This is a genomic window from Streptomyces sp. NBC_01283 (assembly GCF_041435335.1).
Taxonomy (GTDB): domain Bacteria; phylum Actinomycetota; class Actinomycetes; order Streptomycetales; family Streptomycetaceae; genus Streptomyces.
Map to the genome: position 1 here is coordinate 3,068,520 of NZ_CP108430.1, position 25,678 is coordinate 3,094,197.

The window sequence follows — 25,678 nt, forward strand, 5'->3', positions numbered from 1 at the left end:
CCGCCCGGACTCAGCGGTCGGCGACCCGCATCTCGAACCAGGTCGTCTTGCCGCGCGGCAGCAGATCGACGCCCCACCGGTCGGAGAGCTTGTCGACCAGGAAGAGGCCGCGGCCACTGAGGTCGAGTTCCTGGACGGGCATCAGACAGGGCAGTCCGCGCGAGGGGTCCCGCACCTCGATCCTGATCCAGCCGCGCCGCCGCATCATCCGCAGCCCGAAGACACGGGCACCGGTGTGCCGCACGGCGTTCCCGACGAGTTCGGAGGTGAGCAGGACCGCGTCCTCGGTCAGCTTCGGCGAGAGCCCCCAGTGCCGGAGCACCACGACCTGGGCGAGCCTGCGCGCGATGGCGGCGGACTCCGGGCGCGACGGCAGCGGAACCTCCGCGTCCGTCGGATTGCCGAACAACTCCAGCGCTTTCAGCGCGTGTTCGTCCTCGACCGCCGGCGACCAGCGCGCCGCGGTCGCACTCCCGTGTCGCCGCGGCTGTTCGATACCCTCCAGCCCCGCCATGCCCCCCATCATGGCCGCACGAAACGGGTTCCGGGGCCGTTCCGACGGAATAAGCCCCCCGGAACCATCCGTTCCGGGGGGCTGGGTAGGCATATGCCAGTGGCAGTCAAGCCCCGGCGACACCCCTGCTGACCTGCGATGACTACCCGCTTACGGGTGATCACTTAGGGCCGCGAAGGAGGCAGACTTAAGGTTCTCTTAAGGCGCGCATAATCCGCTCCTTCGGGGGACACTTTGGCTGACGTGCCCTCAACTGATCGCGCCACCGCGGCACTTCAGAGGAACTTCGCCTTGCCCGGACCCTCCTCGACGAAGCTCCGCATGCCCCGCTCACGGTCCTCGGTGGCGAAGAGACCCGCGAACCAGGTGCGTTCAATCGCGAGCCCGGTGTCGATGTCCGTCTCCAGACCCGCGTCCACGGACTCCTTGGCGGCGCGCAGCGCGAGCGCGGGCCCCTGCGCGAGCCGCCGGGCCCACTGCTGCGCCTGCTCGTACACCTCGGCGGCGGGCACGACCCGGTCCACCAGACCCATGGTGAGCGCCTCGTCGGCCTTGACCATGCGGCCGGTGAAGATGAGGTCCTTGGCCTTGGACGGGCCGACCAGACGCGCCAGGCGCTGGGTGCCGCCCGCCCCGGGGATCAGGCCGAGCAGGATCTCCGGCTGGCCGAGCTTGGCGTTGTCCGCGGCGATGCGGAAGTCGGCGCAGAGCGCGAGCTCGCAGCCGCCGCCGAGCGCGTAGCCGGTGACGGCGGCGACGACGGGCTTGGGGATACGGGCGACCGCGGTGAAGGAGTCCTGCAGGTCCCGGGACCGCGCGACCATCGCCGCGTGGTCCATGTCCTGCATCTCCTTGATGTCCGCGCCCGCCGCGAACACCTTCTCGCCGCCGTAGACGATCACGGCGCGTACGTCGTCGCGCCGGGTCGCTTCCTGGGCCAGCTCCTTGAGCCGGTCCTGCAGGGCGATGTCGAGCGCGTTCATCGGGGGGCGGTCGAGGCGGATCGTACCGACGCCTTCGGCGACTTCGAGATGCACAGATGTCATGCGGGGCACGTTAGCCGTGCCCCGCACGACGGTGGCGACCGGTCAGGCCTTCCACTTGTCCCAGGACATGTTCCAGCCGTTGTAGCCGTTCTCGGGCTGGATCGTCTTGTCCGCGCTGTTCTTCACGACCACGACGTCACCGATCAGGGAGTTGTCGAAGAACCATCCGGCGGGCGTCTTCTTGCTGTAGCCGCCGCGCACGTCGCTCAGGCCTATGCAGCCGTGGCTGGCGTTCGTGTTGCCGAAGGCGCCGCCCGACCAGTAGTTGCCGTGAATGAACGTGCCCGACGTCGAGAGGCGCATCGCGTGCGGGACGTCCTTGATGTCGTACTCGCCGCCGAAGCCGACGGTCTCGCCGTTCATGCGCGTGACCTGGAGCTTCTCGCTGATGACCATCTGGCCGTTGTACGTCGTCGTGCCCGGTGCGCCCGCGGTGATCGGGATCTTCTTGATCTGCTTGCCGTCCCGGACGACCTTCATCTGGTGCGACTTGGCGTCGACGGTGGAGACCTGGCTGCGGCCGATGGTGAACTTCAGGGTCTTGGCCTGCTCGCCGTAGACCCCCGGCCGGCCCTCGACACCGTCGAGGTTGAGCTTGACGGTGACCTTCGTCCCCGCCTTCCAGTACTTCTCCGGACGGAAGTCGATGCGGTCGTTGCCGAACCAGTGCGGCTCGACCGCCACGGACGGCTCGGTCTTGACCTCGATGGCCTTCTCGACGGCCTCCGGGTCGGTGATGCCGCGCGAGAAGTGGACCGAGAAGGGCATTCCGACGCCGACCTTGGAGCCGTCCTCCGGAGTGAACTGCCCGATGAAGGTGTTCTTCGGCGTCAGCGTCGTGAACGACGTGTCCTTGGCCGATTCACGCCCCTCGGAGTCCTTGGCTATCGCGTGGACCTTGTACTTCGTGGAGGCCGCGAGGTGATGCGCCGGCGTCCAGCTCGCACCGCCCGAGGTGATCTTGCCCGGGACCGGATTGCCCTTGCTGTCCTCGACCTTGACCTGCGACAACTTGCCCTTGTCGGCGGCTATCTTCAGGGCGCCGCTGGTGGCCACCGAGTCGGCGCCGTCCTTCGGGGCCACGGTCACCACTGCCGTCGACGGCGCGTTCTTGTCGCCCGCCTTGTCCTTGCCGTCGCTGCCCGCGTCCGAGCCGCCGCCCCCGCCGCATGCCGTGACCAACAGCAGCGTCACACCCGATGCCACCGCAAAGAGACCCTTGGTCCCCCGTCGTCGTGCGCGCCCCCGCGCACCAACCGACGTCCCCGATATCGGTCGCCCGTTCAAGATGTGTCTCCCCTCGCACGGCCTGGTCAGGCCCGCACCCCAGTGCCTCAGCGCGCACAGACACGCGCCTGCGCTAGATAACCACACGGCCCTGACCGATGACTCCCCGCCAATGTCACTGTTCAGTCCCAACTGCGCATGTGGTGCGGGCCCCGGCTCAGCGACCGTCCGCGGGCTTGCTCTCCGGCTCAGAGCCGGGCGGCGCCGTCCACTCCTTCCACCCCATGTTCCAGCCACCGAGCCCGTTGTCAGGAGCGACTTTCTTGTCATCGCTGTTGACGACTTCCACCACATCGCCGATCAGGGTCCGGTCGAAGAACCACCCCGCCGGGGTCCGTGAGCTGCCGCCCTTCACGTCGCGCAGGCCCACGCAGCCGTGGCTGACATTGGTGTTGCCGGGGGCGTCCGGCGACCAGTAGTTGCCGTGCAGGAAGGTGCCGGACGTCGTCAGACGGATCGCGTGCGGCACGTCGGGGATGTTGTACTCACCGCCGAAGCCGACGGTGCGGCTGTTCATCCGGGTCACCTCCAGCATCTCCGTGACCACCATTTTCCCGTTGTACGTCGTGGTCTTGGGCGCGCCCGCGGTGATCGGGACCGTGGAGAGGACCTCGCCGTCGCGGCGTACCTCCATGGTGTGCTCGGCGGCGTCGACCAGGGAGGTCTGGCTGCGGCCGACCGTGAAGGAGAAGCTCTTGTCCTGCAGGCCGTAGACGCCGGGGGCGGCCTCGACGTCCCGCAGGCGCAGGCCGACGGTGACCTTCGTGCCGGGCTTCCAGTACTTCTCGGGGCGGAAGTCCAGGCGGGTCTTGCCGAACCAGTGCGGCCGTACGTCGACGGCGGGCTTCGCGGTGACGCTGATGGCGCGCTGGACGGCCTGTAGGTTCTCGATCTCCTGGTTGAACTCCAGGGAGACGATCATTCCGGTGCCGACGGTGGAACGGTTCTCCGGCGACACGTAGCCGATGAACCGCTCGTCGGGGACCTGCGTCGTGAACGTCGTGTGCCGGGCCGAGCGGCGGCCGTGCCCGTCCAGGGCTACGGCGTCCACGGAGTACTTCGCGGCGAGCGCGAGACCACCGTCGTCCAGCGGCCTCCACGTCATGCCGTCCTCGTCGATGCGGCCGGGCACGTTCTGCTCCCGTGCGTCCTGCACCCGGACGACCTTCACCGATTCGAGGCGTCCGTCGGGGACCTCGACCTGGAGCTGTTCCTCTCCCTTGACCCCCTTGCTGCCGTCGTCGGGCGTCACCCGGATCGCGTCGGCGGGCGACCGCGGCTTGCCCATGATGCGGTCGATGCCACCGCCGTCACCGCTGCATCCCGCGGCTCCGGCCAGCAGTCCTGCCCATGTCACTACGGCGGCCAGCGCGGCCCCTGCGCGCCGAGCGCGCCTCGCTACCTGTCTCACGTCCGTCCCAACGACCGTCCCCCTCCTGGGGAAACGTGAGTGCGACGCACACGCTGGGCAGAACAGTGGGGAGGGCGGCACGGGCCCTCGGGTCCGCACGTGCCGTCCGGTCGGGTACGCCCACGCCGCCGGGACGCGGCAGGGGTCGAGCCGCAGGAGGCGAATGGGTGTCCAGCGCAGCCGAACAGGAAGCACTCCGGGGTGGGCGGCGCGGGACGGACGCGGCCGCGGGGAACGGGAAGGCCGCCGTGAACGGGACGTCGACGCGGCCGGAGGCGCGCGCCGCGCCGCGGGCCGCTTCGGTCGCGCGCGCCCGGCCCGCCTGGCCGGGGGCACCGACGCCGCTCGGCGCCCGGTTCAGGGTGGGTCCCGACGGGGTCGCGGGCACCAACTTCGCGCTGTGGGCGGGGGGTGCGGAGGCCGTCGAGCTCTGCCTGTTCGACGAGCGGGGCGTGGAGACGCGGACGTCGCTGACGGAACTGACCCACGAGATATGGCACGGCTTCCTGCCGGGCGTCCGTCCCGGGCAGCGCTACGGCTACCGCGTGCACGGCCGCTGGGACCCATGGACGGGCGCGCGCTGGAACCCGGCGAAACTGCTCCTCGATCCGTACGCGCGTGCGGTGGACGGCGACTTCGCCGAACACGGTCTGCCGCCCGAGGTGTACGGACACGTGCGGGACTGGCCCCAGCAGCAGGTGGCCGACACGGTGCGGGACGACCGGGACTCGGCGCCGTACGTGCCCAAGGGGGTGGTCGTGCACGACGACGCCCCGGACGACGAGTGGGCCGACGACCGGCGCCCGAAGACGCCGTGGGCGGACTCCGTCATCTACGAGGTCCACGTACGCGGCTTCACCAAGCTGCACCCGGGGATTCCGGAGAACCTGCGGGGGACGTACGCGGGTCTGGCGCATCCGGCGGCGATCGGCCATCTCGTGCGGCTCGGGGTGACGGCGGTGGAGCTGCTGCCCGTGCACCAGTTCGCCCATGAGGACCATCTCCTGCAGCGAGGCCTGCGCAACTACTGGGGCTACAACTCGATCGGCTATTTCGCACCGCACGCGGCGTACGCGGCGTCGGGGACGCGGGGCGAGCAGGTCGGCGAGTTCAAGCGGATGGTGCGGGCGCTGCACGAGGCCGGGATCGAGGTGATCCTTGACGTCGTCTACAACCACACGGCGGAGGCGGGCGAACTGGGCCCGGTGTTCTCGCTCAAGGGCATCGACAACCGCGGCTACTACCGGCTTCAGCCGTCCGACGCGCGGCGGTACGCGGACTACACGGGCTGCGGGAACACGCTCCAGGTGGTGCAGCCGCACGTGCTCCGACTGATCACGGACTCCTTGCGCTACTGGGTGACCGAGATGGGCGTGGACGGGTTCCGCTTCGATCTGGCGGCGGCGCTCGCGCGTTCGTTCCACGACGTCGACATGCTCTCCCCCTTCCTCGCGGTGATCGCGCAGGACCCGGTGCTGCGGCGCGTGAAGCTGATCGCCGAGCCGTGGGACGTGGGGTCCGGCGGCTATCAGGTGGGGGCGTTTCCTCCGCTGTGGACGGAGTGGAACGACCGCTACCGGGGTGCGGTGCGGGACTTCTGGCGGGGCGCGCTGCCCGATGTGCGGGATCTGGGGTACCGGCTCTCCGGGTCGAGCGACCTGTACGCGTGGGGCGGGCGCCGTCCGTACGCGTCGGTGAACTTCGTGACGGCGCACGACGGGTTCACGCTGCGGGACCTGGTGAGTTACGAGCGCAAGCACAACGAGTCCAACGGCGAGGGGAACAGGGACGGTTCGGACGACAACAGGGCCTGGAACTGCGGCGTGGAGGGCGAGACGGCGGACGAGCGGGTGACGGAGCTGCGGCGGCGCCAGCTGCGCAATCTCCTGACGACGCTGCTGCTCTCGACGGGGGTGCCGATGCTCGTGGCCGGGGACGAGATGGGGCGTACGCAGGGGGGCTCCAACAACGCGTACTGCCAGGACAACCAGGTCAGCTGGGTGGACTGGGGTCTGCTCGACAAGCCCGGGTGGGGTGCGCTCTTCGACCTGACGTCCCGTCTGATCGCGTTGCGCCACCGGCATCCCGTGCTGCGGCGGCGGGCCTTCTTCTCCGGCCGTGCGCATTCGGCGGACGGGCTGCGGGACCTGGCGTGGTTCACCGCGCGCGGGACGGAGATGACGGAGGGCGACTGGTACGCGCCGGCCGCGACGCTCGGCATGTATCTGTCCGGCCGCGACATACCGGGCCGGGACGCCCGGGGCGCACCGGTCGTCGACGACAGTTTCCTCGCGATCCTGCACGCGGCGGAGGGTGCGAGCGGGTTCGTGCTGCCGGGAGCGCCGTGGGCGCAGGCGTACGAGGTGGTGGTGGACACCTCCCTGGAGGAGCAGGGCGCCGCCCCCGGTACGGTCCTGCGCGCCGACACGACGGTCATGGTGGCGGGGCGGTCGGTGCTGTTGCTGCGGGTGCGGGAGGGGGTGGCGGGGACGGGCGGATGACGTGAGCACCGCACGGCGGCCCTATTGGTCCGAACCTGCCCATTGCCGCGCTTCCCCGTGCCGGTCAAGCTCGGGTGATGGACCTGGAGTTGAGGCACCTGAGGACGATCCGGGCGATCGCCGACGCGGGCAGCCTGACCAAGGCCGCCACCGCGCTCGGGCTCGCGCAGCCCGCCCTGAGCGCACAGCTCAAGCGGATCGAGCGCGCCTTGGGAGGGGAGCTCTTCGAGCGGGGGCGGCACGGGGTGCGGGCCACCGCGCTCGGGGAGTTCGTGCTGGCCCGCGCCCGGGTCGTGCTTCCGGCGGTCAGCGGCCTGCGGGAGGAGGCGCTGCGGTTCGGCCGGGCCTGGGAGGGCGGCGTCGGTTTCCGGCTCGGCGCGACGCACGGGCCGCTGCTCGGCGCCCTGGTGGACCGGCTCGCCGCCGCGCACCCGGGGGCGCGGGTGACCACCCACACCTCCTGGTCGGAGCGGGAGATCGCGTCCCGCACGGCCGACGGGCGCCTCGACTTCGCGCTGGTGGGGGCTTGCGGGGCGAGTCCGCCGCCGGAGAGCGAGCTGCTCGTGTGGCGGGAGGTCGCCCGTGACCCGGTCTTCGTCATGCTGCCCACCGGGCACCGGTTGGCGGCCCGCGGTGAGATCGGCCTGGCCGAGCTCGCGGACGAGGCGTGGACCGACGTGCCGGGCGACGGCTGCTTCGCGGACTGCTTCACCGCGGCGTGCGCCCGCGCGGGGTTCACGCCTTCCTCCGTGTACGAGACGGACGTGGCGTCCTGTGTCCATCTGGTCCAGGTGGGGCGGGCGGTAGGGCTCTGCCGGGCGACGTTCCCGCCGACGCCGGGCCTGGTGACCCGGCCGCTCTCCGGGGCGCCGCTGTACTGGCGGCATCTGCTCGGCTGGCATCCGGCGGCCCCGGCCCACGACACCGCGCCCGCCGTGTTCGCACAGGCCCGCGCGGCCCACGCCGAGGCCGCGGCCCGCAGCGAAAGCTACACGGCCTGGCTGGCGGCCCCCTCACCACAGCTTCCGTGAGCGCCGACCTGCGGCTCCACGAACGACGATCCACGCTCCCGTGAGCTCCGCCCCGCGCCCTTCATGAGCGCCGATCGGCGGCTTCGGTGACCGTCGGGCGGCGGCTTCCATGAGCGTAGGGCGGCGACTCCGTGAGCGTAGGCCCGCAGCCTGCGCCAGCATCGCCCCCCGCCCTCATCACCAACGCGACCGGCCTCCCATGCCGCGGCGGGCGGCGAGAGCTGCACGGTGTGGCGCGCGGCGGCCTCGCCGCGGCCTCCGCGAGCCCCGATCCGCGGCATCCGCAAGCGCCGGGCGGCGACGCCGTGAGCGTAGACCCCCAGCCTGCGCCAGCATCGCCCGCGCCCTCATGACCATCGCGACCGGCCTCCCATGCCGCGACGCGCGGCGAGAGCTGCACGGTGTGGCGCGCGGCGGCCTCGCCACAGCCTCCGCGAGCCCCGGTCCGCGGCTTCCCTGGGCGTCGCGGCGGGCGTTCCATAACGTCGGGGGCGGGGGTCGGATGACAGCTTCTGGGGGGCAGTTGAGGGTTTTACGGTGTGGGCGATCCGCTGGCCGTCCCCCTCACCGGTCCGCTCGCCCCTCGTACCGAGGAGATGCCCCATGCCCCCCATCCACCACAGACGCGCCGCCGCCGCGTGCGCCGCGCTCGCCGCGGCCGGCGCCCTGGTCCTCGCGGGTCTGCCCGGCACCGCGAACGCCCAGGCCGATCCCGCCGCGTCCACTCTGCCCTCCCCCGCCGAGACCGCCGCCGTCGACAGGACATCGCCCGAGGTCCTGAAGGCCATGCGGCGGGACCTCGGCCTCACGTCGGCGCAGGCCGAGGCCCGTCTGGTCAACGAGGCCGAGGCCGGCGCCGTCGCGGGAGCCCTGCGGGCCGCGCTCGGCCGTGACTTCGCGGGCGCCTGGGTGCACGGCGCCACGTCGGCGCGGCTCACCGTGGCGACCACCGATGCCTCGGACGTCCCCGCGATCGAGGCCCGGGGTGCGCGGGCCGAGGTGGTGCGGCACTCCGCAGCTCAACTGGACGCGGCAAAGGCCAGGTTGGACCGCGCCGCGAAGACGGCGGCGACGCGCGACGCTCCCGTCTGGTACGTCGACGTACGCTCCAACGCGGTCGTGGTGCGTGCCGTGCGGCCCGCCGCCGCGAAGTCCCTCGTCTCCGCCGCGGGGCTCGGCTCCTCCCTCGTACGCGTCGAGAAGACCAAGGAACGGCCGCACCCGCTCTACGACCTCGTGGGCGGCGAGGCGTACTACATGGGCGGCCGGTGCTCCATCGGCTTCCCGATCACCAAGGGCACGCAGCAGGGCTTCGCCACGGCGGGCCACTGCGGGCGGGCCGGCACCGCGACCAGCGGCTACAACCAGGTGGCCCAGGGCACGTTCCAGGCCTCGATCTTTCCCGGCAGGGACATGGCCTGGGTCGCCGTCAACTCCCAGTGGACCGCCACCCCGTACGTGAAGGGCCAGGGCGGGCAACGGGTCGGCGTCGGGGGCTCCACGCAGTCCCCGGTGGGTGCGTCGATCTGCCGTTCCGGCTCCACTACGGGGTGGCACTGCGGCACGATCCAGCAGCACAACACCAGCGTCACCTACCCCGAGGGCACCATCAGCGGCGTGACGCGGACGACGGTCTGCGCGGAGCCCGGCGACTCGGGCGGCTCCTTCATATCCGGCAGCCAGGCGCAGGGCGTCACCTCGGGCGGCTCGGGCAACTGCTCCAGCGGAGGGACGACGTTCCACCAGCCCATCAACCCGCTGCTCCAGCAGTTCGGCTTGACGCTGAAGACGACGGGTGGCGGCGACCCAGGCCCCGGTGACCCTGAGCCGGGCGGCACTTGGGCGGCGGGCAAGGTCTACGCCCCGGGTGACTCGGTCACGTACGGCGGTACGACCTACCGCTGCCTGCAGGGGCACCAGGCGCAGGTTGGCTGGGAGCCGCCGAACACTCCCGCGCTGTGGCAGGCCGGCTAGCAAGCATGGTCCTCAGCCGAGGATCCCCCGGCTGTACGCCGTGGCCACCGCCGCCGCGCGGTCCTTGACTCCCAACTTGCCGTAGATGTGGGTGAGATGCGTCTTGACCGTGGCCTCGCTGATGAAGAGTTCGACGGCGATCGCACGGTTCGACGTGCCCTTGGCGACGAGCGCGAGCACCTCCCGTTCGCGGGTGCTCAGCGGTTCGTTTCCGGGGGCACGCACGCGTGAGACGAGCCGGGATGCGACGGCGGGCGAGAGGACCGTGCGGCCCTGGGCCGCCGCCCGGACCGCGGTGAACAGCTCGTCGCGCGGCGCGTCCTTGAGGAGGTAGCCCGTCGCGCCCGCCTCGATCGCGGGGATCGTGTCCGAGTCCGTGTCGTACGTGGTGAGGACCAGGACGCGGGATCGGGAACCGCGCCGGGCGAGCTCGGCGATCGCGTCGACGCCGTTGCCGCCCGGCATGCGCAGGTCCATCAGGACGACATCGGGGTCGAGGCGCTCCACCAGGGCGACGGCCTCGACGCCGTCGGCGGCCTCGCCGAGCACCTCGAAGCCGGGGGCCGACTGGAACATGCCGCGCAGGCCGTCGCGTACGACGGGGTGGTCGTCGACGACGAGCAGAGTGATCAGGTCATCCATGGCGGACCAACGGTACGCGAGCCGAGAGAGCGGTGCCGTGACCCGGCTCCGATTCCACGGTGAACGAGCCCGCGACGCGTTCGGCGCGGGCCCGCATGCCGTCGAGGCCGAAGCCGCCGGAGCCGCTGCGCCGCACCAGGGCCAGCGGGTCGAAGCCGCAGCCGTCGTCGCGCACGTCCAGGGCGACCTCGCCGTCCATGTACGAGAGGGTGACGCCGAGGCGGGTGGCCGCCGCGTGCCGGGAGGCGTTGGACAGGGCCTCCTGGACGATGCGCAGGAGCGTCGCCTCGATCTCCTCGTGGAGCGGCTCGGCGGTCCCGGTGACCGTGAACTCGGCGCGGACGCCGGTGCGTTCGGACCACTCCGTGACCGTCTTCTTCAGCGCTTCGGGGAGCGCGTCGTGCTCCAGGGCCGTCGGGGAGAGGTTGTGGACGGAGCGGCGGGCCTCGCCGAGGCTGTGCCGGGCGAGGTCGGCGGCGCGTCCCAGGTGCTCGCGCGCCAGTCCCTCGTCGCCCGCGTTCGCGACGACCTGGAGCTGGGCGATGATGCCGGTCAGGCCCTGCGCGATGGTGTCGTGGATCTCGGCGGCGAGCCGCCGCCGTTCGTCGGCGACGCCCGCTTCCCGCGCCTGGACGAGGAGTTGGGCGTGCAGGGCGGCGTTCTCGTCCATGGCCTGCTGGAGGGCGTTGTTCGTGCGCTCCAGCTCCAGGATGGTGGCGGCGGCGTCGAGGGCGCGCTGCTCCTCCTGAGCCGCGAGGTGGGCGAAGACCATGAGCAGCGCGACGTTCACCGCGAACAGCCCGCCGAAGACGACCCAGCCGAGCTCGCCGTCCGGCGGGAGGCCGCCGGACTGGGAGCCGGACATGGTGACGGCGGTGAGGAGCAGACCGGGCTTGACCAGACGCGGGGGCAGCAGCCGCTCGGCGCCGAAGTAGCCGACGACGGCGTAGAACGCGAAGAACGGGTTGAGCCAGGTGAGGACGAAGGCGATCGCCCAGCGCAGGAGGTAGTAGACGACGGACGCGGGCGTGGGTTCCGGCCGTGCGGGGGCCAGCGCGCCCCACCCGAGCTGGAGCGCGAGGCCCGCGGCGACCAGCGTCCCGGCCAGGTACCAGTCGCCCCGGTCCATGCCGACCACGTCGCCCGTGGCGACCGCCATGAGCAGCCCGAAGGCAAGGAGGACGTAGGGGCCCCAGCGGTGGAACAGGCCCCACCGCTGTTCGATCATCTTCGTGGCGTCCGCCGTGCTCGTACTCACCGCCCCAGTGTCGTCGACGAGCCACGTCACGTGCGGATCACTCCCACCTGAACCAGCGCGATGCCCCGGCCGTCAGGGCCACGGTCCACAACGCGAGGACGCCCAGGTGGACCGGGCCGGGCCAGTCACCGGCGGCGGCGTCGCCGAGCGCCTGGGACGCGGCGCCGAGCGGGGTGGCCTCCACGATGTGGGCCAGCGTGTCCGGCATGGCCTGCACGGGCAGCCAGACGCCCGCGCTGAACATCGTCGGGAAGAAGACGGCGGAACCGATGGCGGTCGCGGCCTTCGTGGTGCGGGCGAGCGCCGACACCAGGGCGCCCAGGGCGAGCCCGCACAGGATCGCGAGGAGCAGCGCGACGACGTATCCGAAGGCCTGGCGTGGCAGCGGCACGTCGAAGACGGCGCGGCCCACGGTCAGCGAGAGCAGTGCGGAGACGAGGGCGGCCGCGCCGTGGATGCCCATCTGCGCGCCGAGCACGGCGGCGGGGCGTACGGGCGTGGCGGACATGCGGCGCAGGATGCCGCGTTCGCGGTAGCCGGTGATGAGCGGCGGCATGGCCTGCAGGCCCGCCATGATCAGCGAGAGCAGCACCGTCACGGGCACGTACGCGTCGATCATCCTGAGCCCGCCGAGCGAGTCCGACGGCTCCCGGAAGTCGGGGATGGAGCCGAGGACCACCAGCAGGATCGTGGGAAAGGCCATGATCCAGAAGAGGGCGCCCGGCTCGCGGCGGAAGAGGCGGAACTCCGTCCTGAGGACGGCGGCGGCCCCGTTGGTCCGGCCGGGGTGAAGGACCGTGGCGGTGGTCATGCCGATGCTCCCGTCAGGTCGAGGAACGCGTCGTCCAACGTGGCGTCGGAGACCCGGAGCTGGTGGGCGGTGATGTGGTGCCGGGCGAGCAGCGTGATGGCGGCGTTGACGGTCTCGTCGGTGCCGTTCAGGGTGTAGCGGCCGTCTCGCTGGTCGACGGAGATCACCCGGGGCAGCGCGGCGAGCTCGCGCTCGTCGAGCGGCGCGGACGGCGTGAAGGACATGACGGTCGATCCCGCGGCCCGGCTGATGAGGCCCGCCGGGCTGTCCAGGGCGGCGATCCGCCCGTGGTCGATGACCGCGATGCGGTCGCAGAGGCGCTGGGCCTCCTCCATGAAGTGCGTGACCAGGAGGACGGTGACGCCGCTGTCCCGTACGTCCTCGATGAGCTGCCAGGTGTCGCGGCGGGCGCGCGGGTCGAGCCCGGTGGTCAGCTCGTCGAGCACGACGACCTTCGGGTTCCCGATCAGGGCGAGCGCGATGAACAGGCGCTGCTTCTGGCCTCCGGAGAGCTTGCCGAAGCGGCTGTCCAGCTTGTCGGTCAGGCGCAGGCGTTCGGCGAGGGGGCGCCAGTCCGCGGGGTCCGGGTAGAACGCGGCGTACAGCTCCAGCGCCTCGCGCACCGTGAGCTTCGGCTGCAGCTCGCTCTCCTGGAGCTGGGCGCCGAGGATCCGGGTGACGCGGTCGTGGTCGGCGACGGGGTCGAGCCCGGCGACGCGGACGGTTCCGGTGTCGGGGACGCGCAGGCCCTCGACGCATTCCACGGTGGTGGTCTTGCCGGCGCCGTTCGGTCCGAGGACGCCGAAGATCTCGCCCTCCTCGACGGCGAAGGAGACCCCGTCGACGACGGTCCGTCCGCCGTAGGCCTTGCGCAGGTCGTGCACTTCGATGATGGGCATGGGTCGAGACTCGCCGGTGGGCGGGGGTCCGGGCATCGCCCATCGCGCTCGAAGGGGCATCAGCCGATCGGTTGATGGAGGGGTACGACTTCGCCGGTGCGGGCCGGCCCTGGGGGCTGCCGGCCTGGTCTTAGGACCAGGGGACGAGCGGGGACGGGCCAAAACTCGGTGGGCTCTGTCAGTCGCCATCCGTAGGCTCGCTCCTGATGCCGAAACCAGATGCACCGACCAAGGAACCCGCCCGGGAAGGCTCCGCGGCACGGACGCTGCTGCGACTGTGGCCATACGTCCGACCCGTCCGAACCCGCCTGTTCGGCGCGGCATTTGTCGCCATCCTCGCCTCCTGTACGGGGCTGGTCTTCCCCCTCGTGCTGAAGTGGCTCGTGGACGGCCCGGTGGCGGACCGGGAGCTCGGCGGGGTGTGGCTCGGGGCGTTGCTCCTGCTTCTGCTCGGCGTCGCGGAGGCGCTGCTCTTCGGTCTGCGGCGATGGCTGGTGGCACGGCCGCTGGCCTCCGTCGAGGCGGCGATGCGGGCGGATCTCTACCGCCATCTCCAGCGGCTTCCGGTGGCCTTCCACGACCGCTGGGCCTCGGGCCAGCTGCTGTCGCGCGGCACGACGGACCTGATGCTGCTGCGGATGTTCCTCGCCTTCCCGCTGACGTTCCTGATCGTGAACGGGACGACGATCGTGGTCGGCATGGCCATCCTCGTCGCGCAGGACTGGGCGCTCGGTCTGGTGCTGCTCACTCCCCTGGTGCCGCTGGTGATCGTCTGCGCGTACTACGAGGGCCGGTACATGGCCGTGGCGCGGCGGGCGCAGGACCAGGTCGGCGATCTGACGACGGTCGTCGAGGAGAGCGTGCTCGGCATCCGCATCATCAAGGGCTTCGGCCGCCACCGCAGTCAGGCGCGCGCGTTCCACGAGCTCTCGCACACGCTGCGGGGCACGGAGCTGGCCAAGGCGCGGCTGCTCGCCGCGATCTACGCGGTGATCATGACGCTGCCGGAGGTCGCGATCGGTGCGGCGCTCGTCCTGGGGACGGTCCAGGTCGCGGACGGGGACCTGTCGACGGGCACACTGGTCGCTTTCCTCTCCACTGCGCTGGCGCTGCGCTGGCCGGTGGAGTCGATCGGGTTCCTGCTCGCGATGAGCCAGGAGTCGGCGACGGCCACGGAGCGGTACTTCGAGGTGATGGACGCGGAGCCGGAGTCCTCGGCTGCCGTCACCTCGCCCGGGGGCGACTCAGGGCCCGGCTCCGGCCCGATGGAAGCCGGGCTCCGCTTCCACGGTGTGGAGTTCCGTTACCCGGACGCTCCGGCCGACGCGCCGCCCGCGCTCGACCGGATCGACCTGCACATACGGCCGGGCGAGACCCTCGCCCTCGTCGGCGCCACGGGCAGCGGCAAGACGACCCTGACGGCGCTGGTGCCCCGGCTGCACGAGGTGAGCGGGGGCCGCATCACGCTGGACGGCGAGGACATCGCGGAGATGGACCGTGAGCGGCTGCGCACGCTGGTGGCGGTCGCCTTCGAGGAGCCGACGCTGTTCTCCGCGACGGTGGGCGAGAACGTCCTGATGGGCGCCGAAGAGGCCGCGGGCCAGGCGGAGTTGGAGCGCGCCCTCGACATCGCCCAGGCCGACTTCGCGCACGCGCTGCCGCAGGGCACGGACACGCAGGTCGGCGAGCAGGGCCTGAGCCTCTCCGGCGGGCAGCGCCAGCGTCTGGCGCTGGCCCGCGCGGTGGTCGGCACCCCCCGTTTCCTGGTCCTCGACGACCCGCTCTCGGCGCTGGACGTCCACACGGAGGCCCTGGTCGAGGCCGCTCTGCGCCGCGTCCTGAAGGACACGACGGCCCTGGTGGTGGCCCACCGCCCGTCCACGATCCTGCTCGCCGACCGCGTCGCCCTGCTCTCCGACGGCCGCATCACCGCAATCGGCACACACCAGGAACTGCTGCGGGGGAACGGCGAATACGCGTGGCTGATGTCGGGAGCGGGTGCCGCTCCCGCGACGGGGGAAACGGGCCCGGCACCCGAGGCGGAGCAATGGGACCCCGCGTCCACGCCAAGCCAAGCGGACTCGGTGTCCGCGTCAGAGGAAGCAGGCCAGACGGCCGCCGACGGGCAGACGGAGGCGGGCGTCGCGTCCGCGGAAGGGGAGGGCGCACGATGACCGCGTCGACACCGGCGTCACGAACCTCGGGGCCCGACGAGGAGGAACGCCTCTCACCGCCGGACGGCGAGACGGACAGTGGAGCAGCCGGGAAGGCGGCCCGCGGGGCAGCCGGTGAGACGGACGGTGCGGCAGGCGGTGAGTGTGTTGCCTCCGGTGGGGGGCCTGACGCGGGGGGCGAACCCCTGGACCCCGTCGATCACTTCGACAAGGACAGTCTTCCCGCTGCCCCCGGGGCCACCTCCGCCCTCCTCCGTTCCTTGCTCTCGCCGCTTCGGGGGCGGGTCGTCCTTGCCACCGTGCTGCTGCTCCTGCAGCAGGCCGCCGTGCAGGGCGGCCCGCTGCTCGTCGCGTACGCCATCGACCGCGGCGTGCCCGCGGTCCGGGTCGGCGACTACGGGCCCCTCGTCGTCATCGGCATCGGATACCTGCTCTGCGCGGGGGCGTCCGGCGCGTTCCAGTACGCGTTCATCGTGGCCTCCGCCCGCGTCAACCAGGACGTACTGCTCGATCTGCGCGGGCGCATCTTCCGGCACGCGCAGGCCCTCAGCGTGGACTTCCACGAGCGGTACACCTCGGGGCGGCTCATCTCCCGGTCCACCACCGACGTGGAATCCCTGCGGGAACTCCTCAGCGAGGGGCTGCAGGAGCTGATCACCGTCATCCTGTCCTTCGTCTACATCTCGGCGATGCTGCTCTGGCTCGACCTGAGCCTCGGCGCGGTGGCGGTCGCGTCGTTCGTGCCGCTCTACCTCCTCGTACGCCGGTACCAGCGCCGCGCGGGCCCCCTCTTCGGGAAGCGGTCCACGGCGATCGCCGCCGTCATCGTGAAGTTCGCCGAGACGATGAACGGCATCCGCCCGGTCCGCGCGTTCCGCCGCGAGCGCGCCAACGAGGCGGAGTTCGCCGTGCTCAACCACCACCACGAGCGGTCGAACGGCGACGCGATGCTGGAGATGGCCCGCTACGTGGTCGGCTCCCGGCTCGTCGCCAACACCGCCGTCGCCGGCATCGTCCTGTGGGGCGCCTACCGCGTCACCGACGACACCCTCGCGCTCGGCGTCCTCGCCGCGGCGGTGCTGTATCTGCGACGCCTGTACGACCCGATCGACCGGCTCGGAATGTTCCTGAACTCCTACCAGTCGGCCGCCGCGTCCCTGGAGAAGGTCGCCGGACTGCTCGCCCAGACCCCCTCCGTGCCCGAGCCGCACCCCGACCGCGCGGTGCCGCTGCCCGCCCTCGCCTCCGAACACCCGGGCCGCGAGGTCGACTTCGACGGTGTGCGTTTCGCCTACCGGACCGGCGGCGAGGTCCTGCCCCGCTTCGACCTGACACTGCCCGCCGGCCAGACCGTCGCCGTCGTCGGCTCCACCGGCGCGGGCAAGTCGACGCTCGCCAAGCTGCTCGCCCGCTTCTACGACCCGACGGAGGGCCGGGTCCTGCTCGACGGGGTCGACCTGCGGGATCTCGCCAACGCGGAGCTCCGGCGCGGCGTCGTCATGGTCACCCAGGAGGCCTTCCTCTTCTCCGGCACCGTCGCCGAGAACATCGCCATCGGCCGCCCGGACGCCACCCGCGAGGAGATCGAGCAGGCGGCGAAGGCCATCGGGGCGCATGACTTCATCGCGTCCCTGCCCGACGGCTACGACACCGACGTACGGAAGCGGGGTGGCCGTATCTCCGCCGGCCAGCGGCAGTTGGTCGCCTTCGCGCGGGCGCTGCTCGCCGACCCGGCGGTACTGATCCTCGACGAGGCGACCAGCTCGCTCGACATCCCGGGCGAGCGGGCCGTGCAGCGCGCCATGCACACGGTGCTGCGCGGGCGCACCGCCGTGGTGATCGCCCACCGGCTCTCCACGGTGGAGATCGCCGACCGGGTGCTCGTGATGGAGCACGGGCGGGTGGTCGAGGACGGCACTCCGGCCGAACTCATCTCCGGGAGCGGCTCGTTCGCCGATCTGCACCGGGCTTGGCGGGACAGCGTGGTGGGTTAGTCGCCGTCCCGCCGACGCGACAACGACGCGCCACGACACGACGTGAGCGTTAGCGGGACGTCAGCAGGGCGTGAGCGGAACGCCAGTGGGGACGGCCACATTGGTGTCCACAGCGGGAACGACCAGCGGGCCCCGCACCCACCACCACCGCACGGGGGAACCTCAGCATGCCTACGAACCGGATCCGGGCCGCCGTCCTCGCCGGCACCACTGCCGCTCTCGCCCTGTCCCTGATCGCCTGCGGTGGCTCCGACGACTCGGGCGACAACGCCTCGACCGGCGGTGCGAGCAAGACCGTCGCCACCGCCGACGGCTCGAAGAGCTCCGAGGGGACGGTGACCGAGACGACGGACGGGTCCGGGAAGAACGGCGGGGCGGGCAACGCCAAGCGGACCAAGCCGTGCAAGGGCGACGAGATGTCGTACTCCGTGGTGCACCGCTTCCCCTCGGAGCAGGGCGAGCACCTCCTGGTCACCGCGACGAACGCCGACTCGAAGTCCTGCTGGATCACTTCGATGCCGTCGGTGATGCTCGGCAACACCTCGAAGGTCGTGCCGCACTCCGCCAAGGACGCCCCCGGCGGCTCCTCGCAGATCACGGTCAAGCCCGGCGGCAAGGTCTACTCCGCCATCGCGCTCTTCACCGTCGGCGGGAGGACCCACTCGTCGACGGACCTCTCCATCGCCCTGAGCGACCGGACCGGCTACACCGGGCCCGGCACCGAGACGAGCGCCCTCGACGGCAAGGGCGCACAGTCCGAGTTCACCTGGTCCGACGCCGAGGTCACCAACTGGAACACCGAGAAGCCCTACAACTTCTGAGCGCGACTTCGAGCCCTCCCCCGAGCACCGGCCTGGCGCGACGCAGCGCTCCAGGCCGGTTTTCCGTGCGTCCCCACCTGCCGCAACCCATCGGGGTCCGGCGGGAGTCGGGGTGCGGAATCAGCCACGCCGCTCCGGGCGCCGGTGACCGGCTCTCGTCGAACAATGCGAAGCTCTTGACCTTGAGCGTCCCCTCCGTATATCGAACGTGCCCCACCGGGCAGCGGACCATTTCCGGCCAACTCTTGACGCACCCCTGACAAACAGAGCGCGCCGGTGCCACTCTTCCCCTCGATTCCCAGCACCACCTGGATGCACCTCGCTCCACCCTTCGTAACCCCAGCTCCACGTTCTGCCTTGTTCTGCCCGGACGGCACGACCGCGCCGACCGGTCCCCCTGGCCGCGTAACCCACGGCCACGCAGAAGGAGTCCGTGTTGAGAAGCACCTCTCACAGACCTGCCTCCCACAGACGCGCCACCGCCGCTGGCGCCCTGACCGCCGTCGCCGCCCTCGTTGCGGTGGCCTTCCAGACGGGCCCGGCATCGGCCGACGGCCCCGCGATATCACCGGCCAAGACCTCGGCCGCCGGAAAAATAGGCAAGGCCGACCCCGGTTCCCTGCCCGTGAAGCTCAGTCCCGCCCAGCGTGCGGCGCTCCTCAAGGACGCCAACGCCACCAAGGCGGACACGGCCAAGGACCTGGGGCTCGGCTCCAAGGAGAAGCTCGTCGTCCGTGACGTCACCAAGGACGGCGACGGCACGACCCACACCCGCTACGAGCGCACCTACGAGGGCCTGCCGGTCCTCGGCGGTGACCTGGTGGTCGACGAGGCGAAGTCCGGGAAGACCGAGGGCGTCACCAAGGCCGCGAAGGCGCAGCTCAAGGGCGTCGACACCACGGCCGACGTGAAGGCGTCGACCGCCGAGAAGCAGGCGCTCGGCGCGGCGAAGGCCGCGGGGTCGAAGAAGACCGACGCGGACCGCGCGCCGCGCAAGGTCGTCTGGATGGCCAAGGGCGAGCCGACTCTCGCGTACGAGACGGTGGTCGGCGGGCTGCAGCACGACGGCTCCCCGAACGAGCTGCACGTCATCACGGACGCGGCCACGGGCAAGAAGCTCTTCCAGTGGCAGGGCGTCGAGAACGGCACGGGCAACACGCAGTACAGCGGTCAGGTCACCGTGGGCAGCGCTCAGTCGGGGTCGAACTACACCCTGACCGACACCGGCCGAGGCAGCCACAAGACGTACAACCTCAACCACGCCACGTCCGGCTCCGGCACGCTCTTCTCGGGCCCGGACGACGTGTGGGGCAACGGCCAGGCCTCCAACCTGGAGACCGCGGGAGCGGACGCCGCCTACGGCGCCCAGCTCACCTGGGACTACTACAAGAACGTGCACGGCCGCACCGGTATCCGCGGTGACGGCGTCGGCGCGACCTCGCGGGTGCACTACGGCAACAACTACGTCAACGCGTTCTGGCAGGACTCCTGCTTCTGCATGACGTACGGCGACGGCTCCGGCAACGCCAAGCCGCTGACGTCCATCGACGTGGCGGCCCACGAGATGACGCACGGCGTCACGGCCGCGACCGGCAACATGACCTACAGCGGTGAGTCCGGTGGCCTGAACGAGGCCACGTCGGACATCTTCGCGGCGGCCGTGGAGTTCAACGCCAACAACGCGCAGGACAAGGGCGACTACCTCGTCGGCGAGAAGATCGACATCAACGGCGACGGCACGCCGCTGCGCTACATGGACAAGCCCTCCAAGGACGGCGGGTCCAAGGACTCCTGGTACTCGGGCATCGGCAACATCGACGTCCACTACTCGTCCGGTGTCGCCAACCACTTCTACTACATGCTGAGCGAGGGCAGCGGCGCCAAGGTGATCAACGGCGTCTCGTACGACTCGCCGACTTCGGACGGCCTGCCTGTGGCCGGAATTGGTCGTGACAAGGCGTCGCTCATCTGGTTCAAGGCGCTGACGACGAAGTTCACCACGACCACCAACTACGCGGCGGCCCGCACCGGGACCCTCGCGGTGGCCGGTGAGCTGTACGGCACCACCAGCGCCGAGTACAAGGCGGTGGGCGATGCCTGGGCCGCGGTCAACGTCGGCACGCGCGGCGGCCCCGGCGGCGGCACGGACTTCGAGAACACCGCGGACGTCTCCATCCCGGACAACGGGGCGGCAGTCACCTCGTCGGTCAACGTCACCGGCCGCACGGGCAACGCACCCTCGACCCTGAAGGTCGGCGTCGACATCGTCCACACCTGGCGCGGCGACCTGGTCGTCGACCTGGTGGCCCCGGACGGTTCCACGTACCGCCTGAAGAACTCGAGCGCGTCGGACTCGGCGGACAACATCCAGGCGACCTACACGGTCAACGCCTCGTCCGAGGTGGCCAACGGCACCTGGAAGCTGAAGGTCCAGGACGTGGCCGCGCAGGACACCGGCTACATCAACAGCTGGAAGCTGACGTTCCCGTAAGCCCTGACCGGGCTTGAAGAGGGCACATGCAGACTGCGCCGCTCCGGGTGGTTCAACTCCCCCGGGGCGGCGCACCCATGCGTGCCCATGTACGCCCGTGCGTCCTGCTGTTGGACTCCCCGGCCGCGTAACGCGCCGTTCGCATTGCGTACATGGACCATCGCTCAACGGACGATTTCTGGCCAACCTGCGGCTAGGGGACTGACATGCACCTGCCTCAACTGGCACTGTTCCCTCGCACGCCACAACTGAACATCAGTACACCCGCACCGCATCTTTCAGCCCGGACAGCTCCCCAACGCCGTCCGGGCCCCCCACAGAAGGAGCATGCGTGACCCCCCACATATCCCGGAAGCGCTCAACGCTGGCCATCGCCACCGCCGTTGCCGCCGGAGCACTTCTCGCAGGCGGTCTGGCCACCGGGGCCTCCGCGCAGCCCGACCAGGCCGCCGCGCCCGCCGGATCGCAGATCGCGCTCTCCTCCACCGCCCGCGCCGGCCTGTTGCAGGACGCGAACGCGGACAAGGCCGCCACCGCCGAGAAGATCGGCCTCGGCGCCAAGGAGAAGCTCGTCGTCCGTGACGTCGTCAAGGACCGCGACGGCACCACGCACACCCGCTACGAGCGCACCTACGACGGTCTGCCCGTCCTCGGCGGCGACCTCGTCGTCCACACCGCGAAGAGCGGCTCGGTCAAGAGCGTGACCAAGGCGGCCAAGGCCACCATCAAGGTCGCCTCCACCTCCGCGAAGGTCGGGGCCAAGTCGGCCGCGAAGTCCGCCGAGTCGACCGCCGCCAAGTCCGGCGACACCAAGAAGGCCGACGCGCAGACGACGCGCAAGGTCGTCTGGGCCGCGTCCGGCAAGCCGGTCCTCGCCCACGAGACCGTCGTCACCGGCGTCCAGAAGGACGGCACGCCCAGCAAGCTGCACGTCATCACCGACGCGGCCACGGGCAAGAAGCTCTTCCAGTACCAGGCCATCGAGAACGGCGCCGGCCACAGCCAGTACAGCGGCGACGTCGAGATCGGCTCCAAGAAGGGCACCAGCGGCTTCGACCTGACCGACGACGCGCGCGGCGGGCACTCGACGTTCAACCTGGACCACAGCGAGAGCGGCGAGGGCAAGCTCGTCACGGACGACGACGACACGTGGGGCAACGGCAAGGCGGACGACGCCCAGACCGCCGCCGTCGACGCCGCCTACGGCGCCCAGCTCACCTGGGACTACTACAAGAACGTGCACGGCCGTGAAGGCATCAAGGGCGACGGCAAGGGCGCGACCTCGCGCGTCCACTACGGCAAGGCCTACGTCAACGCCTTCTGGGACGACAGCTGCTTCTGCATGACGTACGGCGACGGCGAGGGCGACAAGAAGCCCCTGACGTCGATCGACGTCGCGGGCCACGAGATGTCGCACGGCGTCACCGCGGCCACCGCCAACCTGGAGTACAGCGGTGAGTCGGGCGGCCTGAACGAGGCGACCTCCGACATCTTCGGCACCTCGGTCGAGTTCAGCGCCAAGAACAAGGAAGACGTCGGCGACTACCTCATCGGCGAAAAGATCGACATCAACGGCGACGGATCGCCGCTGCGCTACATGGACAAGCCCTCCAAGGACGGCCAGTCCCTGGACAACTGGAGCGCGGACGCGGGCAACACCGACGTCCACTACTCCTCCGGCATCGCCAACCACTTCTTCTACCTGCTGTCCGAGGGCAGCGGCGCGAAGGAGATCAACGGCGTCAAGTACGACTCCCCGACCGCCGACGGCTCCAAGGTCGAGGGCATCGGCCGTGACAAGGCCGAGAAGATCTGGTTCAAGGCCCTGACGTCGTACTTCACGACGACGACGGACTACAAGGCGGCCCGTGAGGGCACGCTGAGCGCCGCGAAGGACCTGTTCGGCGCGGACTCGGCCGAGTACAAGGGCGTCGAGGCGGCCTGGACCGGCGTCAACGTCAAGTAGTTCCCCGCACCACCAGCGGTAGTTCACGCACGACCAGCACGACCAGGCGGCACCCGGGGTTCGCACTTCCCCCCGGGTGCCGCTCGTCGTCGTACCGCGGGCCGCCCTACCGCAGCAGCACCCCCGCGGCCTCCCCCGTCCCCTCCGAAGGCACCGCCACCAGGCCCAGCTCGGCGCCGCTCGCCAGGAGCCGGTGGGCCGGGAGGATGCGGACCGTGTAGCCGAAGGGTCCCGTGCGGTCCAGGGCCAGGGGGCCCTCGTAGAGGCGGCGGCCCTCCGCGTCGGGTCCGCCCACGGGCTTCAGCGGCACCGGGCTCGCGTCGGCGATGACGTCCTCGGGGTCGACGCGGCCCGCGATCGTCTGGACCTCCACGTCGTCCGGGGTCAGCTCGCCCAGATGTACGCGCACCCGCAGCGAGAGCGTGGCGCCCAGTTCGGCGGTGGCGCCGGTCGCCGACGCCTCGACGTGGTCGACGGCGACCCGCGGCCAGGCGGCGCGCACCCGCGCCTTCCAGGCGGCCAGCTCCCCCGCGGCGTCCACGCCCAGCGTGCGGTGCGCCCGCGCGGCGGGAACGTACAGCTGCTCCACGTAGTCACGCACCATCCGCCCCGCGAGCACCTTCGGGCCGAGCCGGGTCAGTGTCCTGCGCACCATCTCGATCCACCGGTCGGGAAGTCCTTCAGGGCCCCGCTCGTAGAAGCGGGGCGCGATCCTGCGCTCAAGGAGGTCGTACAGCGCCGCGGCCTCCAGGTCGTCCCGCCGGTCGTCGTCCGTCGCGGCCCCGTCCGCCGTGGGGATCGCCCATCCGAAGTCCGGCTCGAACCACTCGTCCCACCAGCCGTCGAGCACCGACAGGTTGAGGCAGCCGTTCAGGGCGGCCTTCATCCCGCTCGTGCCGCACGCCTCCAGCGGACGGAGGGGGTTGTTCAGCCACACGTCGCACCCCGGATACAGCTTCTGCGCCATCGCCATGCCGTAGTCCGGCAGGAACACGATCCGGTTGCGGACCCTCGGATCGTCGGTGAAGCGCACCAGCTCCTGGATGAGCCGCTTGCCGCCGTCGTCCGCCGGATGCGCCTTGCCCGCCACCACGATCTGCACGGGCCGCTCCGGATGGGTGAGCAGCTCCATCAGCCGGTCCCGGTCCCGCAGCATCAGCGTCAGGCGCTTGTACGAGGGGACCCGGCGCGCGAAGCCGATCGTCAGGACGTCGGGCCGCAGCACCTCGTCGATCCAGCCCAATTCGGCGCTCGCAGCGCCCCGTTGACGCCATGACGCGTAGAGCCGCTGCCTGACCTCCGTCACGAGCTGGCCGCGCAGTTCGCGCCGCAGCTCCCAGATGTCCGCGTCCTGGATCTCGGCGACCGCGTCCCACCGGTCGGAGCCGCCCACCGACAGCGCGTCCTCGGTCCGTTGCGCGCCGATCTGGCGGGCGCCGAGGCGGAAGACCTCGGGGGCCACCCAGGTCGGGGCGTGCACGCCGTTCGTGACGGAGGCGATCGGCACCTCCTCGGCGTCGAATCCCGGCCACAGGCCCGCGAACATCTCGCGGCTCACCTTGCCGTGCAGGGTGGAGACGCCGTTGGCGCGGCGCCCGAGCCGCAGGCCCATCACCGCCATGTTGAAGAGGTTGGGCTCCCCGCCGGGGTAGGTCTCCATGCCGAGCCGCAGTATGCGTTCGACGTCGATGCGGGGCAGTTCGGCCTCGGGACCGAAGTGCCGGGCGACGAGCTCACGGTCGAAGCGGTCGATCCCGGCGGGCACGGGGGTGTGGGTGGTGAAGACGGTCCCGGCCCGCACCGCTTCCAGCGAGGCGTCGAACTCGACGCCTTCCAGGGCCAGTTCGTGGATGCGCTCAAGGCCGAGGAAGCCCGCGTGACCTTCGTTCGTGTGGAAGACCTCGGGCTCGGCGTGCCCGCTCAGCCGGCAGTACGTCCTGATGGCGCGCACCCCGCCGATGCCGAGCAGCATCTCCTGGAGCAGCCGGTGCTCGCTGCCGCCGCCGTAGAGCCGGTCGGTCACCTCGCGGGCCGCGGGGTCGTTCTCCTCCACATCCGAGTCGAGCATGAGCAGCGGTACGCGCCCGACGCTGGCCTGCCAGACGTGCGCGCGCAGCGAACGGCGGCCGGGCAGCGCGATCGCCACCAGGCTCGGAGTGCCGTCGGCCTCGCGCAGGAGGGAGAGGGGCAGCTCGTTCGGGTCGAGCACCGGGTAGGTCTCCTGCTGCCAGCCGTCGCGGGACAGGGACTGGTGGAAGTAGCCGTGCCGGTAGAGCAGCCCGACCCCGATGAGCGGGAGCCCGAGGTCGCTCGCCGCCTTCAGGTGGTCGCCCGCGAGGATGCCGAGCCCGCCCGAGTACTGCGGGAGGGCGGCGGTGATGCCGAACTCGGGCGAGAAGTAGGCCACGGCACGGGGCAGTTCGCCGCCGCGCTCGGCGGACTGCGCCTGATACCAGCGGGCCCCGGTGACATACTCCCGGAGCCCGTCCGATGCCTCGGCGAGGCGCCGCAGGAAATCCCCGTCCCCGGCCAGCTCGGCGAGCCGTGCGGGCGGCACGTTCCCGAGCAGCCGCACGGGATCACAGCCCGAGGCGGTCCACTGCTCGGGGTCGACGGACTTGAACAGGTCACGGGTGTCCGGGTGCCAGGACCAGCGCAGGTTTCGCGCCAGCTCCGAAAGCGGAGTGAGAGGTTCGGGAAGGGCGGGACGTACGGTGAATCGACGGATGGCCTTCATCAAGGTGCACCTCTGCCGGAGCGTCTGACGGGGCGTGTGCCGGGCTTTCGTACCTCACGTATCGCCGTGCCGCATCGACGTTAGCGCCGCGCCGCTCCTGTCACCACGGCGCACAGGGCGC

The 25,678-nt window shown here is 71.2% G+C and carries 17 protein-coding genes; 8 read left to right on the plus strand and 9 right to left on the minus strand.

Annotated elements, in window-relative coordinates; all coding sequences use genetic code 11:
- Nucleotides 1-10: 10 nt before the first annotated feature.
- The 4 genes from OG302_RS13765 to OG302_RS13780 all read right to left on the minus strand — a co-directional run bounded on the left by OG302_RS13765 (nucleotide 11) and on the right by OG302_RS13780 (nucleotide 4,204).
- Entirely contained in the window at nucleotides 11-514 is a 504-nt protein-coding gene (locus OG302_RS13765; protein WP_371527060.1) for an ATP-binding protein, read from the minus strand.
- A 275-nt stretch (nucleotides 515-789) separates the two neighbouring features.
- Nucleotides 790-1,560 (minus strand): enoyl-CoA hydratase/isomerase family protein, encoded by a 771-nt coding sequence (locus tag OG302_RS13770; protein WP_371527061.1) that lies wholly within the window; start codon nucleotides 1,558-1,560, stop codon nucleotides 790-792.
- Nucleotides 1,561-1,602: 42 nt separating this feature from the next.
- Entirely contained in the window at nucleotides 1,603-2,847 is a 1,245-nt protein-coding gene (locus OG302_RS13775) for an Ig-like domain-containing protein (RefSeq protein ID WP_371527062.1), read from the minus strand.
- A 157-nt stretch (nucleotides 2,848-3,004) separates the two neighbouring features.
- Entirely contained in the window at nucleotides 3,005-4,204 is a 1,200-nt protein-coding gene (locus tag OG302_RS13780; protein WP_371527063.1) for an Ig-like domain-containing protein, read from the minus strand.
- 221 nt (nucleotides 4,205-4,425) lie between these two features.
- Here OG302_RS13780 and glgX point away from each other — a divergent pair, with 221 nt between their 5' ends.
- The 3 genes from glgX (at nucleotide 4,426) to OG302_RS13795 (ending at nucleotide 9,764) form a co-directional block, all read left to right on the plus strand.
- Nucleotides 4,426-6,759 (plus strand): glycogen debranching protein GlgX, encoded by a 2,334-nt coding sequence (glgX, locus tag OG302_RS13785; protein ID WP_371527064.1) that lies wholly within the window; start codon nucleotides 4,426-4,428, stop codon nucleotides 6,757-6,759.
- Nucleotides 6,760-6,836: 77 nt separating this feature from the next.
- Nucleotides 6,837-7,790 (plus strand): LysR substrate-binding domain-containing protein, encoded by a 954-nt coding sequence (locus tag OG302_RS13790; RefSeq protein ID WP_371527065.1) that lies wholly within the window; start codon nucleotides 6,837-6,839, stop codon nucleotides 7,788-7,790.
- 603 nt (nucleotides 7,791-8,393) lie between these two features.
- Nucleotides 8,394-9,764, plus strand: a complete 1,371-nt coding sequence (locus tag OG302_RS13795) for an alpha-lytic protease prodomain-containing protein (RefSeq protein ID WP_371527066.1) — start codon at nucleotides 8,394-8,396, stop codon at nucleotides 9,762-9,764.
- Between the two features lie 12 nt (nucleotides 9,765-9,776).
- On the opposite strand, the gene OG302_RS13800 is transcribed toward OG302_RS13795, so the two are convergent.
- From OG302_RS13800 to OG302_RS13815, 4 genes are all read right to left on the minus strand, one after another.
- Nucleotides 9,777-10,406 (minus strand): response regulator transcription factor, encoded by a 630-nt coding sequence (locus tag OG302_RS13800; RefSeq protein ID WP_361838426.1) that lies wholly within the window; start codon nucleotides 10,404-10,406, stop codon nucleotides 9,777-9,779.
- The gene (locus OG302_RS13805) at nucleotides 10,399-11,634 is read right to left on the minus strand and encodes a sensor histidine kinase (protein WP_371750115.1); all 1,236 of its coding nucleotides are present in this window, start codon (nucleotides 11,632-11,634) and stop codon (nucleotides 10,399-10,401) included. Before OG302_RS13805 ends, OG302_RS13800 begins: the two co-directional genes overlap by 8 nt.
- 67 nt (nucleotides 11,635-11,701) lie before the next feature.
- The gene (locus OG302_RS13810; protein ID WP_371527067.1) at nucleotides 11,702-12,475 is read right to left on the minus strand and encodes an ABC transporter permease; all 774 of its coding nucleotides are present in this window, start codon (nucleotides 12,473-12,475) and stop codon (nucleotides 11,702-11,704) included.
- Nucleotides 12,472-13,374 (minus strand): ABC transporter ATP-binding protein, encoded by a 903-nt coding sequence (locus OG302_RS13815; protein WP_371527068.1) that lies wholly within the window; start codon nucleotides 13,372-13,374, stop codon nucleotides 12,472-12,474. The genes OG302_RS13810 and OG302_RS13815 overlap by 4 nt, the downstream gene beginning before the upstream one ends.
- A gap of 206 nt (nucleotides 13,375-13,580) precedes the next feature.
- Between OG302_RS13815 and OG302_RS13820 the strand changes: the two genes are divergently transcribed.
- From OG302_RS13820 to OG302_RS13840, 5 genes are all read left to right on the plus strand, one after another.
- A complete protein-coding gene (locus OG302_RS13820; RefSeq protein ID WP_371527069.1) occupies nucleotides 13,581-15,548 on the plus strand; it encodes an ABC transporter ATP-binding protein in 1,968 nt (655 codons plus the stop codon).
- On the plus strand, nucleotides 15,545-17,542 hold the full coding sequence (locus OG302_RS13825) for an ABC transporter ATP-binding protein (RefSeq protein WP_371527070.1): 1,998 nt from the start codon (nucleotides 15,545-15,547) through the stop codon (nucleotides 17,540-17,542). Before OG302_RS13820 ends, OG302_RS13825 begins: the two co-directional genes overlap by 4 nt.
- A gap of 167 nt (nucleotides 17,543-17,709) precedes the next feature.
- Entirely contained in the window at nucleotides 17,710-18,363 is a 654-nt protein-coding gene (locus OG302_RS13830) for a DUF4232 domain-containing protein (protein ID WP_371527071.1), read from the plus strand.
- Nucleotides 18,364-18,799: 436 nt separating this feature from the next.
- The gene (locus OG302_RS13835; protein ID WP_371527072.1) at nucleotides 18,800-20,854 is read left to right on the plus strand and encodes a M4 family metallopeptidase; all 2,055 of its coding nucleotides are present in this window, start codon (nucleotides 18,800-18,802) and stop codon (nucleotides 20,852-20,854) included.
- A gap of 331 nt (nucleotides 20,855-21,185) precedes the next feature.
- Complete coding sequence (locus OG302_RS13840; RefSeq protein WP_371527073.1) at nucleotides 21,186-22,820, plus strand: M4 family metallopeptidase; 1,635 nt, start codon at nucleotides 21,186-21,188, stop codon at nucleotides 22,818-22,820.
- 106 nt (nucleotides 22,821-22,926) lie between these two features.
- Here OG302_RS13840 and glgP read toward each other — a convergent pair whose 3' ends face one another.
- Complete coding sequence (gene glgP / locus OG302_RS13845; protein WP_371527074.1) at nucleotides 22,927-25,557, minus strand: alpha-glucan family phosphorylase; 2,631 nt, start codon at nucleotides 25,555-25,557, stop codon at nucleotides 22,927-22,929.
- Between the last annotated feature and the right edge of the window lie 121 nt (nucleotides 25,558-25,678).